At 71.4% G+C, this 13,966-nt stretch carries 16 protein-coding genes and 1 pseudogene; 12 read left to right on the top strand and 5 right to left on the bottom strand.

The window, feature by feature from the left end; all coding sequences use genetic code 11:
* Positions 1-5 precede the first annotated feature (5 nt).
* Positions 6-503, top strand: a complete 498-nt coding sequence (locus BCF44_RS13295) for a GNAT family N-acetyltransferase (RefSeq protein WP_246015000.1) — start codon at positions 6-8, stop codon at positions 501-503.
* Here the strand turns inward: BCF44_RS13295 and BCF44_RS13300 are convergent, their stop codons facing one another.
* On the bottom strand, positions 504-1,100 hold the full coding sequence (locus BCF44_RS13300; protein ID WP_116174545.1) for a macro domain-containing protein: 597 nt from the start codon (positions 1,098-1,100) through the stop codon (positions 504-506).
* A gap of 113 nt (positions 1,101-1,213) precedes the next feature.
* Between BCF44_RS13300 and pheA the strand changes: the two genes are divergently transcribed.
* A complete protein-coding gene (gene pheA / locus BCF44_RS13305) occupies positions 1,214-2,134 on the top strand; it encodes a prephenate dehydratase (RefSeq protein ID WP_116174546.1) in 921 nt (306 codons plus the stop codon).
* An 82-nt stretch (positions 2,135-2,216) separates the two neighbouring features.
* Positions 2,217-2,618, top strand: a pseudogene (locus BCF44_RS58945) (histidine phosphatase family protein); the annotation flags it as partial.
* 212 nt (positions 2,619-2,830) lie between these two features.
* Here BCF44_RS58945 and BCF44_RS13315 read toward each other — a convergent pair.
* Entirely contained in the window at positions 2,831-3,181 is a 351-nt protein-coding gene (locus BCF44_RS13315; RefSeq protein WP_116174547.1) for a metallopeptidase family protein, read from the bottom strand.
* Positions 3,181-4,134, bottom strand: coding sequence for a septum formation family protein (locus tag BCF44_RS13320; RefSeq protein ID WP_116174548.1), 954 nt, complete (start codon positions 4,132-4,134; stop codon positions 3,181-3,183). Before BCF44_RS13320 ends, BCF44_RS13315 begins: the two co-directional genes overlap by 1 nt.
* Positions 4,135-4,201: 67 nt before the next feature.
* Between BCF44_RS13320 and BCF44_RS13325 the strand changes: the two genes are divergently transcribed.
* Genes BCF44_RS13325 through serS form a run of 4 tightly spaced genes read left to right on the top strand, consistent with a single transcriptional unit; the run spans position 4,202 to position 7,757 of the window.
* Positions 4,202-4,840: a hypothetical protein gene (locus tag BCF44_RS13325; protein ID WP_211353014.1), complete on the top strand. Its 639-nt coding sequence runs from the start codon at positions 4,202-4,204 to the stop codon at positions 4,838-4,840.
* A 3-nt stretch (positions 4,841-4,843) separates the two neighbouring features.
* On the top strand, positions 4,844-6,010 hold the full coding sequence (locus tag BCF44_RS13330) for a glutathionylspermidine synthase family protein (protein WP_116174549.1): 1,167 nt from the start codon (positions 4,844-4,846) through the stop codon (positions 6,008-6,010).
* A gap of 13 nt (positions 6,011-6,023) precedes the next feature.
* A complete protein-coding gene (locus BCF44_RS13335) occupies positions 6,024-6,449 on the top strand; it encodes a DUF350 domain-containing protein (protein WP_116174550.1) in 426 nt (141 codons plus the stop codon).
* A gap of 48 nt (positions 6,450-6,497) precedes the next feature.
* Positions 6,498-7,757: a serine--tRNA ligase gene (gene serS, locus BCF44_RS13340; protein WP_116174551.1), complete on the top strand. Its 1,260-nt coding sequence runs from the start codon at positions 6,498-6,500 to the stop codon at positions 7,755-7,757.
* Between the two features lie 186 nt (positions 7,758-7,943).
* On the opposite strand, the gene BCF44_RS13345 is transcribed toward serS, so the two are convergent.
* Positions 7,944-8,828: an LLM class flavin-dependent oxidoreductase gene (locus tag BCF44_RS13345; protein ID WP_116174552.1), complete on the bottom strand. Its 885-nt coding sequence runs from the start codon at positions 8,826-8,828 to the stop codon at positions 7,944-7,946.
* Between the two features lie 54 nt (positions 8,829-8,882).
* Between BCF44_RS13345 and BCF44_RS13350 the strand changes: the two genes are divergently transcribed.
* The 3 genes from BCF44_RS13350 to BCF44_RS13360 are packed head-to-tail and all read left to right on the top strand — an operon-like array spanning position 8,883 to position 11,876.
* Positions 8,883-9,695 (top strand): HAD family hydrolase, encoded by an 813-nt coding sequence (locus BCF44_RS13350; RefSeq protein WP_116174553.1) that lies wholly within the window; start codon positions 8,883-8,885, stop codon positions 9,693-9,695.
* Between the two features lie 20 nt (positions 9,696-9,715).
* A complete protein-coding gene (lhgO, locus tag BCF44_RS13355) occupies positions 9,716-10,915 on the top strand; it encodes an L-2-hydroxyglutarate oxidase (RefSeq protein ID WP_116174554.1) in 1,200 nt (399 codons plus the stop codon).
* 10 nt (positions 10,916-10,925) lie between these two features.
* Positions 10,926-11,876 (top strand): NAD-dependent epimerase/dehydratase family protein, encoded by a 951-nt coding sequence (locus BCF44_RS13360; RefSeq protein ID WP_116174555.1) that lies wholly within the window; start codon positions 10,926-10,928, stop codon positions 11,874-11,876.
* On the opposite strand, the gene BCF44_RS13365 is transcribed toward BCF44_RS13360, so the two are convergent.
* Entirely contained in the window at positions 11,831-12,733 is a 903-nt protein-coding gene (locus BCF44_RS13365) for a glycosyltransferase (protein ID WP_147328483.1), read from the bottom strand. The two genes, BCF44_RS13360 and BCF44_RS13365, sit on opposite strands and share 46 nt — an antisense overlap.
* A 112-nt stretch (positions 12,734-12,845) precedes the next feature.
* On the opposite strand from BCF44_RS13365, the gene BCF44_RS13370 reads away from it, so the two are divergent.
* Complete coding sequence (locus tag BCF44_RS13370) at positions 12,846-13,604, top strand: glycosyltransferase family 2 protein (protein ID WP_246015001.1); 759 nt, start codon at positions 12,846-12,848, stop codon at positions 13,602-13,604.
* On the top strand, positions 13,601-13,963 hold the full coding sequence (locus BCF44_RS13375) for a DUF2304 domain-containing protein (protein ID WP_116174558.1): 363 nt from the start codon (positions 13,601-13,603) through the stop codon (positions 13,961-13,963). The genes BCF44_RS13370 and BCF44_RS13375 overlap by 4 nt, the downstream gene beginning before the upstream one ends.
* Positions 13,964-13,966 lie beyond the last annotated feature (3 nt).

Raw genomic sequence — 13,966 nt, forward strand, 5'->3', positions numbered from 1 at the left:
GACGGGTGGCCGAGAACACGCTGCGGATCAAGCCCGTCGTGAACACGGACCGGGCGGCGCTCGGCCGGTTCGTCGCCAGCCGGTGGGGTGCGGTCACCGCCGTGGCGCACGGCACCGTGTTCCGGCCCGCCGAACTCCCGGGCCTGGTCGCCGTCCGCGACGGGCGGCTCGCCGGCCTGCTCACCTACGACGTCGGCGGCGACGCCCTGGAGATCGTCACCATCGACGCGATCACGCCCAACGGCGGCGTCGGCTCGGCGCTGCTGACCGCGGTCGCCGACGAGGCCCGCCGGCGAGAGGTGCGCCGGCTGGTCGTCACCACCACCAACGACAACCTGGACGCGCTGCGCTTCTACCAGCGCCGGGACTTCCGGCTGGTCGCGGTGCGGCCGGGTGCGGCCGACGAGGCGCGGCGGCTCAAGCCGCAGATCCCCGAGATCGGGTGCTACGACATCCCGCTGCACGACGAGGTCGACCTGGTGCGGGAGCTGCCGGCCGGCTGATCAGCTGGCGGTCGTCAGCTCGCTGAAGACCTCGTCCCACGCCGCCGCCACCTGGCGGGCGCAGGTCTGCGGCTCCACCTCGCCGACCCCGGTGCCCAGGCCCGGCATCGCGATGGTGTGCACCGCGTCGCGCACCGGGACGCCGGTCTCCAGCCGGGCGTGCAGCCACAGCCGGAACACCGCTCGGGCGGCGAGATAGGGGTGCACAGTGTCCGCCGGCAGCTGCTCGCCGGGTTCACGCATAGTGGGAGCGCTGATCATCCATTCGGGCGCGGCTTCACCCGTTGGCACGATGATGGCTTCACCCACGGGAAGTTCGCCGCCGTGGTAGGCGAGCACCCCGCTGCGCACGTTCTGCTCCACGTCCGGGAAGGCCCGCGAGTAGAGCGCGTCGATGCCGCCCCGCATCCAGCCGAACGAGTTGGCCGGGCTGACCACGGCCTCGGCCTCGATGTCCAGCACGGAGCCGGGATGCACGCGGATGCCGGGACGGTTCTCGGCGACGGTCTGCCACGCCCGCGCCAGCGGCGCCTCGACGGCGCACAGCACGAGTTCGAGCGGCGGAGTGGCCAGGTCGCCCTCCGGGTCGGCGGTCACAGCCCAAGCATTGCAGGCGACCGACACGCCGCGTAACTGGGGAGGCCACCGTCCGAGTGGGTGATATATGCCTCAACGACGTCCGCTCGACGCCCCGTCGTAGGGTGTGGGGCGTGTCGCGCATCGGCTATTTCGGACCGCAGGGAACCTTCACCGAGCAGGCCGTGCGCCAGCTGGCCGATCCCGAGACGAACGAGTTCGTGCCGTTTGCCACCACCCCCGCCGTGGTCGCCGCCGTGCGCGCCGGCGAGGTGGACCGCGGCTGCGTGCCGGTGGAGAACTCCGTCGAGGGCGCCGTGCCCGCCACCATGGACGCGTTGGCGCTGGGCGAGCCCGTCGTGGCCGTCGCCGAACACGTGCTCCAGGTCGAGTTCAGCCTGCTCGTGCGGGAGGGCATGACGCTGGACGCCATCCGCACCGTCGCCAGCCATCCCCATGGGCTGGCGCAGGTCCGGGAGTGGCTGGAGACCAACCTGCCCAAGGCCACCGCGATCGCCACCAGCTCCACCGCGGCCGCCGCCAAGGAGGTGCTCGCCGGCCAGTTCGACGCCGCCGTCAGCGCGCCCGTGGCCGCGCTGCACTACCCGCTGACCGCGCTGGTCACCGGACTCGGCGACGTGAAGGACGCCAAGACCCGGTTCCTGCTGCTGGCCAAGCCCGGCGCCCTGCCCGCGCCCACCGGGGCCGACCGCACGTCGCTCGTCGCCGTCACCCCCAACGAGGTCGGCGCGCTGTCCAACGTGCTGCACGAGCTGGCGCTGCGGGAGATCAACCTGACCCGGCTGGAGGCCCGGCCCACCCGCGAGGTGTTCGGCACCTACCGGTTCTACCTGGACGTCGAGGGGCACATCGCCGAGCAGCGCATCGGCGACGCGCTGGCCGCCCTGCACCGGCGCTGCCTCGAGGTGCGGTTCCTCGGCTCGTATCCGCGGACCGACAGCGAACCGACCGTCGTGCGGACCCCCACCACCGACGCCGACTTCTCCGCCGCCGCCGAGTGGTTGGCCGCCGTGCGGCGCGGGGAGCTCGCGTGAGCGCGCTTGCGAGCGAACGATCGAACACAGAAGCGGCGCTCGCGCTGCCGACGAAGGAGGCGGCGTGAGCACCCTGCGGCTGGTGCTCGTCCGGCACGGCGAAACCCCGTCCAATGTCATCGGCTCCCTCGACTCCCGGCCGCCCGGGCCGTCCCTCACCGAGGTCGGTCGCCGCCAGGCCGCCGCCGTCGCCGAGTCCCTGGCCGCCCTGCCCGTCGTCGCCGTCTACGCCTCCGTCGCCGTACGGGCCCGGGAGACCGCCGCCCCCATCGCCGCCGCCCACGGCCTGCCCGTTCAGGTCGTCGACGGCATCCACGAGGCCTTCGTCGGCGACCTCGAGTGCCGTAACGACCCCGAGGCCCTCACCGCCTTCTTCGAGGTCTTCCACCGCTGGACCAAGTCCGGCGAGCTGTCGGTGCCCATGCCCGGCGGCGAGTCCGCCCAGCACGTTCTCGACCGCTTCCTCCCCGTCGTCGCCGACATCCGCTCCCGCCACAGCGACGGCGTCGTCGTCCTCGTCAGCCACGGCGCCGCCATCCGCATCAGCTCCTTCGCCCCTGTCCCCGAACGTCACCGCCGACTTCGTCGACCAGCATCGCCTGGAGAACACCGGCCGCGTCGTCCTGGAGGCCGACGGCGATTCCCCCACCGGCTGGCGCTGCCTCGACTGGGCCGGCCACCCGGTCGTCTGAGCGCTCAGCCCCAGCCGAGGTCGTGCAGAGTGTCGTCGTCGATGCCGAAGTGGTGGGCGATCTCGTGCACCACGGTCACCGCGACCTCGTCGACGACGTCGTCCTCGGTGTGGCAGATGTCCAGGATCGCCCGGCGGTAGATGAAGATCTGGTCGGGCAGGGCGAAGCCGTAGTGGCTGGTCCGCTCGGTGAGGGCGATGCCGTGGTACAGGCCGAGCAGGGTGGGGTCCTCGGCGTTGCGGTCCTCGACGAGGATCACGACGTTGTCCATGGCCTCGGCCAGCCGCGGCGGGATGAGGTCGAGCGCCTCGCCGACCAGCTCGTCGAAGCGCCGGTCGGTCATGGTGACGGCCATCAGCCGCTCGGCGGGGGAGCGGTGCTGGTGGACGTGGCGGCCACGCCGGTGCCGACCCCCTTGACGGAGTTGGTGACGGGGCTGAGCCCGCTGCCGTCGTCGAGCTTCTGACCGACCTTGCAGTTGACCTTGGTCGACCCGACGTTCCAGCTCTCCTGCTTGACGGTGTCCCAGGTCAGCCCCAGCTTGGCCTTGGTCAGGTCGAAGCCGTTGGTGTAGTCGCTGGCGGCCTTGCCGCAGCGGGTGGCCAGCGCGGTCTGCTGCTTGTCGTCGGCGGGGAAGCCGTCGGGGAACTGCGACTTCAGGTCGACGATGCCGACGATCTCGTACGAGTGGGCGACGCCGCACGACACCGGGTCGCCGACGGCCTTGTCCTTGATGCCCAGGCACGTCCCGACCGGGTAGATGTTGGACTGGTCGCCACCCTTGGCGCTGCCGGTGGTGGGCTGGAGCGCGCCGCCGGGACCGGCCGCCTGGAGACCGCAGCGGATGGTGCGGGCGCCGCTCGACCACTGCTGGGCGGTGGGGTTGAGCGCGTTGGCGGAGTACTTGCCGTCCGGATCGAGCTTGCCGCCCATGAACTTGGACACGACGGGCCCGCAGTTGTCCTGGGCGATCTTCTGCCACAGGGTCCCGTCCGGGAACGGCGCGCCGGCCGGGTACTTCGACGTGAGGTCGAGCGTCCCGGCGATCTCGAACAGGTGCTTGGCCGAGCAGTCCACCTTGCTGATGTTCGCGGTGCCCGCCGGCCAGGTCAGACAGCTCCCGTCCGGGGCGTCGAACGCCACGTTCGGGTCGTCGGACGCCGCCGTCGCGGACAGGCCGTGGATCGGCCAGGAGAACAGCGTGCTCGAGGTCAGCACGATCAGGGCGCCGACCACGGCGCCCACCATCAGCAGCCGGGTCTGGCCGGTCCGCCGTTTCGGATGAAACCACTCAGCGAGTTCAGGCATCACAACCATGATGCCCGTGCGGAGCGCCGGGCCGGGAGTAGGTACCGTTCACCACAGGAGGACGGCTATGGCGGACGAGATGGACCCCGACGAGGCTGACCAGCCGAAACAGGGTCGGATGCGGTTCCAGGACGGTTCGACCACGCCGCGTGAGCCCACGCTCGCGGAGCGCAGGGCGCGCGACCGGGCGGCCAAGGAGGAGCGCGAGCACGAGGAGGCCGAGGCGGCGGCCCTCGCCCGCAAGAAGAAGATCCGCAAGCGGGTGATGATCGGCGGCGGCGTCACGGTCGGCCTGGTGGGCATCGTGGCCGCCGGCTACGCCCTGGCCAGCCCCTCCCAGTCGGTGGTGGCGCGCTGCACCGACAGCAGCGGCGTGGTCGTCAACGACGACTACTGCAACACCAACTCGTCCTACTTCGCCGGCAACGGCGGCTACTACAACCCGGGAGGCGGGTTCTTCCTCTTCCCGGGCGGCCGCCAGTACCACTACTACTACGGCGGCTCGGGCAGCATCGGCCAGCGGGCGACCGGCGGCACGATCACCGCGCCCAGCGGCAGCACCACGGTGAAGACCACCAGCGGATCGACGATCTCGCGCGGCGGCTTCGGCGTGAAGAGCGGGAGCAGCGGCTCCTCCAGCCACAGCAGCGGCGGCGACAGCGGGTCGTCCAGCCACGGGAGTTCGGGCAAGAGCGGGGGCAGCTGAGCGGTGCGGCGGGAGACCTCACGGCCACGGCCGAACTGGCAGCAGCTCGTCGCGGAGCAGGGCCTGGTGTTCGGCTCGCCCTCGGCCGGCGCGAACGGCGCGCAGCGGCCCTACTGGGACGAGTCGGCGCACTACGTCTTCGAGATGGACGAGATCCTCTCGCTGGAGGCCGACGTCGAGCTGCTGCACTCGATGTGCCTGGACGCGGTGGACAACGTGGTGACCACCGAGCGGTACCGCGACTTCGCGCTGCCGGAGTGGCTGTGGCCGGCGATCGCCGAGTCGTGGAAGCGCCGCGACCCGCACGTGTACGGCCGCTTCGACCTGCGCTACGACGCCAGCGGCCCGGCCAAGCTGCTGGAGTACAACGCGGACACGCCCACCTCGCTGGTGGAGGCGTCGATCGTGCAGTGGAACTGGAAGACCGACCTGCACCCGGACGACGACCAGTGGAACTCGCTGCACGAGAAGCTGGTGGAACGCTGGGGCGAGATCCGCGACCTGCTGCCGGGCAACGAGCTGCACTTCACCTGGTCCGGCGGCGACACCACCGGCGAGGACCACGTCACCATCTCCTACCTCCAGGAGACGGCGGCCGCGGCCGGCCTGGACACCGTCGGGCTGGCGATCGAGGACATCGGCTGGGACCGGCTGCTCAAGCGGTTCGTCGACCTCGAGGAGGCGCCGATGAGCACGGTGGTGAAGCTCTACCCGTGGGAATGGGTGGTCGAGGAGGAGTTCGGCCACTTCGCGGTCGAGTCGCTGCCGGGCACGCTGTGGGTCGAGCCGCTGTGGAAGATGCTGCTGTCCAACAAGGCTCTGCTGGCCGTGCTGTGGGAGATGTACCCCGGCCACCCCAACCTGCTGCCGGCCTACCTGAACGACCCGGGCATGCTCACGGAGTACGTGCGCAAGCCGCTGCTGGGCCGCGAGGGCGCGAACGTGCAGATCGTCGCGCCGGGCTACGAGACGCAGACCGGCGGCGTGTACGGCCGCGAGGGCCACGTCTACCAACTGTTCGATCCGCTGCCCGAGTTCGACGGCTACCGGCCGGTGCTGGGCGCCTGGATCGTCAACGACTCGGCGGCCGGCATGGGGATCCGGGAAAGTGTCGGACTTGTGACCGACGACGGGGCCGCTTTCGTGCCGCACCGCATCGTCGAGTCGTGAATACTGCCTGGCCATGACGCTCGCTTCGCTCGGACAGGGCATCGGGGCCATCGCCCTGTACGCGGTCATCGGCCTGGTGCTGATGCTCGCCGGCTTCTACGTGATCGACTGGACCACGCCGGGCAAGCTGTCCCAGCTGGTCCGCGACGGCCGGCCGAACGCGGCCGTGGTGACCTCGTCGGGCCTGTTCAGCCTGGCCTTCATCATCGTGATCGCGATCTACAACTCGCCGGCCAAGCTGTCCGACGGGCTGATCACGGCGCTGGTGTTCGGCCTGGCCGGCATCATCGCCCAGGTGGTGGTGATGCGGATCTTCGAGTTCGCCATGCGGATGGACATCGGCGCGATGCTGGCGGCCGAGAAGTTCACGCCGGCCAGCGCCGTGGTGGCCGCCGCGAACGTCGCGCTGGGCCTGGTGGTGGCGGTCTCGGTCAGCTGAGCGGATATCCGCGGGAGCCGGAAAAGTCGAAGCGGTAGATTTCTCCGGGTGATTGACCTCAGGACACTGCGAGAGAACCCGGAAGCGGTCCGCGCGTCGCAGCGCGCGCGGGGCGAGGACCCGTCGCTGGTGGACGCGTTGCTGTCCGCCGACGAGCGGCGCCGCTCCGCGGTGTCCCGGGCCGACGCGTTGCGCGGCGAGCAGAAGGCGCTGGGCAAGCAGGTCGGCAAGGCGCAGGGCGACGAGCGGGCGGCGCTGCTGGCCAAGGGCAAGGAGCTGGCCGCCGAGGTGAAGGCGGCCGAGGCCGAGCAGTCCGAGGCCGACGCGGCGCTGGTCGACGCGCAGAAGCGGATCCAGAACATCGTCGAGCCGGGCGTGCCCGAGGGCGGCGAGGACGACTACGTGGTGCTCAAGCACGTGGGCACGACGCCGGAGTTCGACTTCGAGCCGCGCGACCACGTGGAGATCATGGAGTCGCTCGGCGCGCTGGACATGGAGCGCGGCGCGAAGGTCTCCGGCTCGCGCTTCTACTTCCTCACCGGCATCGGCGCGCAGCTCCAGGTCGGCCTGCTCAGCATGGCCGTGCAGCAGGCGGTGGCCGCCGGCTTCACGCCGATGATCACGCCGTCGCTGGTCCGCCCGGAGATCATGGAGGGCACCGGCTTCCTCGGCGCGCACGCCAGCGAGGTCTACCGGCTGCGCGACGACGACCTGTTCCTGGTCGGCACCTCGGAGGTGCCGCTGGCCGGCTACCACGCCGACGAGATCCTGGACCTGTCGGCCGGGCCGCGCCGCTACGCCGGCTGGTCGTCCTGCTACCGGCGGGAGGCCGGCTCGTACGGCAAGGACACCCGCGGCATCATCCGCGTGCACCAGTTCGACAAGGTCGAGATGTTCTCCTACTGCCCGCCGGAGCTGGCCGCCGAGGAGCACCAGCGGCTGCTCGCGTGGGAGGAGGAGATGCTGGCCAAGGTCGAGCTGCCCTACCGGGTGATCGACACCGCCAGCGGCGACCTGGGCGCGTCGGCGGCCCGCAAGTTCGACTGCGAGGCGTGGGTGCCGACCCAGCGGGCCTACCGCGAGGTGACGTCCACCTCGAACTGCACCACCTTCCAGGCGCGGCGGCTGAACATCCGCTACCGGGACGCGGACGGCAAGCCGCAGACGGTGGCCACGCTCAACGGCACGCTGGCGACGACCCGGTGGATCGTCGCGATCATGGAGAACCACCAGCAGGCCGACGGCTCGGTGCGGGTGCCCGAGGCGTTGCGTCCGTACGTCGGCGGCGTCGAGGTGCTCAAGCCGTAGCCGACGGCGAAAACACGTGCGGCCCGCACCCGGTCCCCGAGATCGAGTGCGGGCCGCACGTGGTTATCCAGCCTCTGCGTCGCCGATCGCCCCGAACGAGGCGCCGCGGAGGTCCCGGAACCCCTCGCCCAGGCCTGCACCTCCTACGACGCGGCGCGGCCCGGGACAGTTCCGTTTGTCACCCGATCAGGTGACAAGTTTGGGGAGGACCTCGGCGGCGACCTCCTCCAGGACGGCCTCCGCGCCGGCGTAGACGCCGTCGTGACGGGGCCACGGCGCCACCACGTCGGTGAAGCCCAGTTCGGCCGCCCGGCCGAGGGTGTCCTCGTACAGGCCGCGGCTGGACAGCACGAAGGTCGGGCAGGCATCGGCCTGGAGGTATCGATCCAGTTTGCCGAGCCGCCGGTCGGTGGCCGCGATGGCGTCGTCCATCCGCTCGGACGCCTCGGCGACGCCGCGCCACCAGGTCTCCACGTCGTCGCGCTTGTCGCCGCCGGTGGTGACCCAGCCGTTGCCGAAACGGGCGGCCAGCCGCATCGTGCGGGGCCCGTTCGCGGCCACCACGAACGGCACCCGCGGCGACTGCACGCAGCCCGGTGCGGACCGCGCCTCCACCGCCTCGTACCACTCGCCGGCCCACGTGGTCAGCGGCGTCGTCAGCTGCCGGTCCAGCAGTTCCACGAACTCCTCGAACCGCCCGGCCCGCTGCCCCGGGGTCAACGGCTCCCGGCCGAGCACCTCGTTGTCGTAGCCGGCCAGCCCGCCCGCTCCTACGCCGAGCGTGAACCGGCCGTCCGACACGTCGTCAAGGGTGGTCAGCTCTCGCGCGAACGACACCGGGTGCCGGAAGTTGGGCGAGGCCACCATCATGCCGAGCCGGATCCGCGAGGTCACCATCGCGGCAGCGGTGAGCGTCGGCACGGCGCCGAACCATGGCCCGTCCACCAGCGACCGCCAGCCGAGGTGGTCGTAGGTCCAGGCATGGTCGAACCCGTACTCCTCGGCCGTCCGCCACTTGGGCTCGGCCACCCACCAGCGGTGTTCGGGGAGGATCACAATGCCAACGCGCACCTTTCGGACAGTAGCGGGAGGCATGTTTCCGCGCAGGCAGTGCACGATGGTGGGGTGCAGAAGCCCCGACTTGTCGCCTCCGACGTGGACGGCACCCTGCTCACGCCGGCCGAGGACGTGAGCCCTCGCACGGCCGCGGTGATTGCCCGCGTGTTGGCCGCCGAGGTGCCGTTCGTGCTGGTCACCGGCCGTCCCCCGCGCTGGGTCCCCCGGGTGGCCGAGCTCGCCGGGGTGGCCGGCTACGCCGTCTGCGCCAACGGCGCGGTGCTCTACGACATCGGCGCCGATCATGTGATCGGAAAACACGAACTCGACGCGATCCGGCTCCAGGAGCTTGCACGTGCATTGCTGGCGGCCGTCCCCGGCTGCCGGATCGCCACCGAGCGGGTGGGCGCGACCGCCATGGACGGCGCGAGCGAGCAGTTCCTCGCCGAGCCCGGCTACACCCACCCCTGGCCCAACCCGGACTCGGCGGCCGCGCCCCGCGGCGTGGTGCTGGGCAAGTCGGCGATCAAGATGCTGGTCCGGCACCCGGAGATGACCAGCGGGCAGCTGGCCGAGGCGGCCACCGCGGTGTTCGGCGACGAGGTCTGCGTCACGTACTCCAGCAACAACGGGCTGATCGAGGTCTCCGCCGCCGGCGTGACCAAGGCCACCGGCCTGGCCGAGGTCGCCGACCGGCTCGGGGTCGAGGCGGCCGACGTGGTGGCCTTCGGCGACATGCCCAACGACGTGCCGATGCTGTCGTGGGCCGGGCACGGGGTGGCGATGGCCAATGCGCACCCGCAGGCGATCGAGGTGGCCGACGAGGTGACGGGGCCCAACTCCGAGGACGGCCTGGCACTGGTCCTCGAACGCTGGTTCTGAGTACGGCATGATGTCCGCCGATGGTCGCGAACACGGATGTTGTTGTCGTCGGCGGTGGCATCGTCGGGCTGGCCACCGCGCATGAGCTCGTCGTGCGGCGCGGGCACAAGGTCGTGCTCCTGGAGAAGGAAGCGACCTGGGCGGCCCACCAGACCGGCCACAACAGCGGCGTGATCCACGCCGGCCTGTACTACAAGCCGGGCAGCCTGAAGGCCCGGATGTGCGTGGCGGGCAACCAGTCCATGGTCGACTTCGCCCGCAAGAACGGGATCCCGCACGAGGTCAACGGCAAGCTCGTCGTCGCGGTCACCGGCGAGGAGATCGGGCCGCTGAACGTGCTGGCCGAGCGGGCCGCGGCCAACGGCGTGCCGGCCCGGACCGTGACGGCGGCGCAGGCCCGGGAGTACGAGCCGGAGGTGCAGTGCGTCGCGGCGCTGCGCGTGGAGAGCACCGGCATCATCGACTACAAGGCCGTCTGCCAGGTGCTCGCCGACCAGCTGGTGGACCACGGCGCCGAGCTGTGGAGCGCGAGCCCGGCGCTGGCGATCCGGGAGAACTCGTCGGCGATCGAGGTGGCCACGCCGCACGGCGTGGTGCGGGCCAAGGTGCTGGTCAACTGCGCCGGCCTGCACGCCGACCGGGTGGCGAGGCTGGCCGGCCGCCGGCCACAGGCGCGCATCGTGCCGTTCCGCGGCGAGTACTACGAGCTGCGGCCGGAGGCCCGTTCGCTGGTCAACGGCCTGATCTACCCGGTGCCGGACCCGGCCTTCCCGTTCCTGGGCGTGCACCTCACACGCATGATCGACGGCAGCGTGCATGCCGGCCCGAACGCTGTGCTGGCGCTGCGTCGCGAGGGCTACCGCTGGCGTGACTTCTCCGCCACGGACCTCGCCGACACGCTGTCCTTCCCGGGCACCTGGCGGCTGGCCCGCAAGTACGCGGCCACCGGCGTCCGCGAGGTGGCGCGGTCGTTGTCCCGCCGGCGGTTCGCGGACAGCCTGGCCCGGCTGGTGCCGAGCGTCACCGCCGACGACCTGGTTCCGGCGGCGGCGGGAGTGCGGGCGCAGGCGATGCTGCCGGACGGTTCGCTGGTCGACGACTTCCTGTTCGAGCTGGCCGCCCGCCAGGTGCACGTGCTCAACGCGCCGTCACCGGCTGCGACGAGCTCGCTGGAGATCGGGCGACACGTGGCCGACAAGGTCTCTGACCAGCTTCTCTAAGCTGCTCGCCATGCGTGTCATGGTGACCGGCGGCGCCGGCTTCGTCGGGTCGCACCTCGTGGACCGCCTGGTGCGCGACGGTCACCGGGTGCTGGTCCTCGACGACCTGCGCCGCGGCCGCCGGGAGAACCTCGCGCACACGGCCGCTGAGCTGGTCGAGTTGGACGTGACGAGTCCTCGGGTGCACGAGGTGGTCGCGGGCCACGAACCCGAGGTGGTCTTCCATCTGGCCGCGCAGATCGACGTCCGGCGCAGCGTCTGCGAGCCGCTGTTCGACGCCGACCAGAACGTGCTCGGCACGCTCAACGTCGCCGAGGCGGCCCGGCGGTACGGTGCGCGCAAGATCGTCTTCGCCTCGTCCGGCGGGGCCATCTACGGCATGCCCGACCGGCTGCCGGTGGCCGAGACCGCGGCGATCGACCCGCGCTCCCCGTACGCGGCGGCCAAGGTGTCGGCGGAGGTCTACCTCAACACCTACCGCCGCTTACACGGCCTGGACTGCACGCACCTCGCGCTGGCCAACGTGTACGGGCCGCGGCAGCACCCGTTCGGCGAGGCCGGTGTGGTGGCGGTGTTCGCCGACCGGCTGCTGGCCGGGCGGCCGACCCGGGTCTTCGGCGACGGCGGCAACACCCGTGACTACGTCTACGTCGACGACGTGGTGGCGGCGTTCGTCACCGCGGCCGGTCCGGTCGGCGGCGGCCGCCGCTACAACATCGGCACCGGCGTGCAGACCTCGGACCTAGAGCTGCACACACTGGTCGCCAAGGCCGTCGGCAGCGAGGCCGAGCCGGACTTCGCGCCGGCCCGGCTCGGCGACCTGCGGGCGTCGGCGCTGGACGCGGCGGCGGCCCGGCGCGACCTGGGCTGGCGGCCGACGGTCGAGCTGGATGACGGCGTGCAGCGGACCGTGGACTACTTCCGGTCAGCGGCCAGCACGGTGCCGCCCGCCGGGATGTAGGCGGCGTCGGTGCGGCCGCGGACGCCGTCCACGAGGCCACGCCAGATCGCGTGCAGCCGCTTGCCGCGCGGCTTCTCGTAGATCGCGGTCAGCAGCAGCCACCGGATCATGATCAGGATCGACGCCAGGCACCACGTCGGCGTGCGGGTGATGTTCTCCCGCACCAGCACCACGCCGTTGCGGAACACCCAGTACAGCCGCCAGGTGGGGTGATGGCTGGCCCGCACGTGCCCGATCAGGAACTTGTGCTCCACGACGTTGCCGAGCGAATGCGGCAGCTTGACCCGCTTGTCCTGGAGGATCCGCGCGCCGGTGCGCCGCAGCCGCAGACAGAAGTCCTGGTCCACGCAGTCGACGAAGAAGTCGGTGCGGAAGCCGCCGAGCCGGTCGAGCAGCTCGCGCCGCACCAGCATGCCGGAGGTGATCACCGCGTCCCGGTCGGCGACGTCCGGCCGCAGCACGGTGCGGGGGTCGATGAACGAGCCCCGGATCTCGTCCCACGGAGCCGGCGCGACCGCGCCGACCTGCGGATTGTCCAGATGCGCGGCGAGCTGGCGGACCAGCTGCTCGGGGAGCACCGAGTCCTGGTCGAGCAGCAGCACGGCGTCGGCGTCCGGACCGAGCTCGCGCAGGCCCAGGTTGAGCGCGCCGGCCAGCCCGAGGTTGCTCTCCGGGCGCAGCACCCGGACCCGGTCGGGCAGGTCGTCGGCGAGCACCGCGCCGCCGCCGGGGGTGTTGTCGATCACGATGACCTCGGTGCACGCCGTCAGTGCCGCCTCGATCACCGCGAGTAGCCGCTCGTCGGGGTGGTACGCGGTCGCGACGGCGGTGATTTTGTCCGGAACGGCGCTGCTCATCTGCTGGCTCACCACATCGATCGAGAGGTCCTGACGGCCGACGGGGCCAGTGTAGGGACGCGGCACGCTGCCGCCGGCAGAGCCCGTCCGGCCTGCCGCTATCCTCGCCCCCGTGTCGAGTGAACACGTGGACCGCGTGCTGATCGTGGTACCGGCCTGGAACGAAGAGGAGGCCGTCGGCGACACGGTGCGCGAGATCTTCGCCGCGCTGCCCGACGTCGACGTCCTCGTGGTCGACGACGGGTCGACCGACCGCACCGCCCGGGTCGCGCGCGCGGCCGGGGCCATGGTCCTCGAACTCCCCATCAACCTCGGTGTCGGCGGCGCGATGCGGGCGGGCTTCCGCTACGCCGTCCGGCACGACTACGACGCCGCCGTGCAGGTCGACGCCGACGGGCAGCACAACCCCGTCGAGGTCAAGGACCTGCTCGCGGAGCTCGGCCACGCCGACCTGGTGATCGGCGTCCGGTTCTCCGGCAAGGGCGCCTACCATGTCGCCGGCCCGCGCAAGTGGGCCATGAAGGTGCTGGCCGTGGTGCTGTCGCGGGTCACCAAGACCAAGCTCACCGACACCACGTCCGGCTTCAAGGCGACCGGCCGCAAGACGCTGCCGCTGTTCGCCGAGAACTACCCCACCGAGTACCTCGGCGACACCATCGAGGCGCTGGTCATCGCCGCCCGCGGCGGCTGCAAGATCGTCCAGGTGCCGGTGAACATGCGGGTGCGCCGGGCGGGCACCCCCAGCCACAGCCCGCTGAAGTCCTCGATCTACCTGTTCCGCGCCGGCTTCGCCCTGGTGCTGGCCCTGATCCGGCGCTGGGACATCAAGTCGAACGCGGACACCCCGCTGCCCACCGAGGTGAAGGCATGAGCGTCGCAACCCAGATCCTCGGCATCGTCGCCAGCCTCGTGCTGGTGGCGGGCATCATCGAGATGCTGCGCCGCCGCCAGTTCACCGAGAAGTACGCGGTGATGTGGCTGGTCGTCGCTGTCATCGTGCTGGTGCTGGCGATCTGGCCGCACTCGCTGGTCGACCTGGCCAACCTGATCGGCATCGCGATCCCGACCAACCTGCTGTTCTTCGTGGCGATCGTGTTCACCGTCGGCGTCTCGGTGCACCAGTCCTGGGAGCTGTCCCGCCTGGAGAGCGAGACCCGCAAGCTCGCCGAGGACCTCGCCATTCTCCGGCTGGAGATCGAGGAGAAGCTGAAGGACAAGGCGGACAACTGACGG

The organism is Kutzneria buriramensis, assembly GCF_003387475.1.
In the GTDB taxonomy this organism is placed as follows: Bacteria; Actinomycetota; Actinomycetes; order Mycobacteriales; family Pseudonocardiaceae; genus Kutzneria; species Kutzneria buriramensis.

What these genes read in the sequence shown, in the direction of transcription:
- BCF44_RS13315 (WP_116174547.1), bottom strand. Translation starts at nt 3,181, where the DNA reads ATGGCCGTCACCATGACCGACCGGCGCTTCGACGAGCTGGTCGGCGAG.
- BCF44_RS13320 (WP_116174548.1), bottom strand. Translation starts at nt 4,134, where the DNA reads ATGCCTGAACTCGCTGAGTGGTTTCATCCGAAACGGCGGACCGGCCAG.
- BCF44_RS13325 (WP_211353014.1), top strand. Translation starts at nt 4,202, where the DNA reads ATGGCGGACGAGATGGACCCCGACGAGGCTGACCAGCCGAAACAGGGT.
- BCF44_RS13335 (WP_116174550.1), top strand. Translation starts at nt 6,024, where the DNA reads ATGACGCTCGCTTCGCTCGGACAGGGCATCGGGGCCATCGCCCTGTAC.
- lhgO (WP_116174554.1), top strand. Translation starts at nt 9,716, where the DNA reads ATGGTCGCGAACACGGATGTTGTTGTCGTCGGCGGTGGCATCGTCGGG.
- BCF44_RS13360 (WP_116174555.1), top strand. Translation starts at nt 10,926, where the DNA reads ATGCGTGTCATGGTGACCGGCGGCGCCGGCTTCGTCGGGTCGCACCTC.
- BCF44_RS13365 (WP_147328483.1), bottom strand. Translation starts at nt 12,733, where the DNA reads ATGAGCAGCGCCGTTCCGGACAAAATCACCGCCGTCGCGACCGCGTAC.
- BCF44_RS13375 (WP_116174558.1), top strand. Translation starts at nt 13,601, where the DNA reads ATGAGCGTCGCAACCCAGATCCTCGGCATCGTCGCCAGCCTCGTGCTG.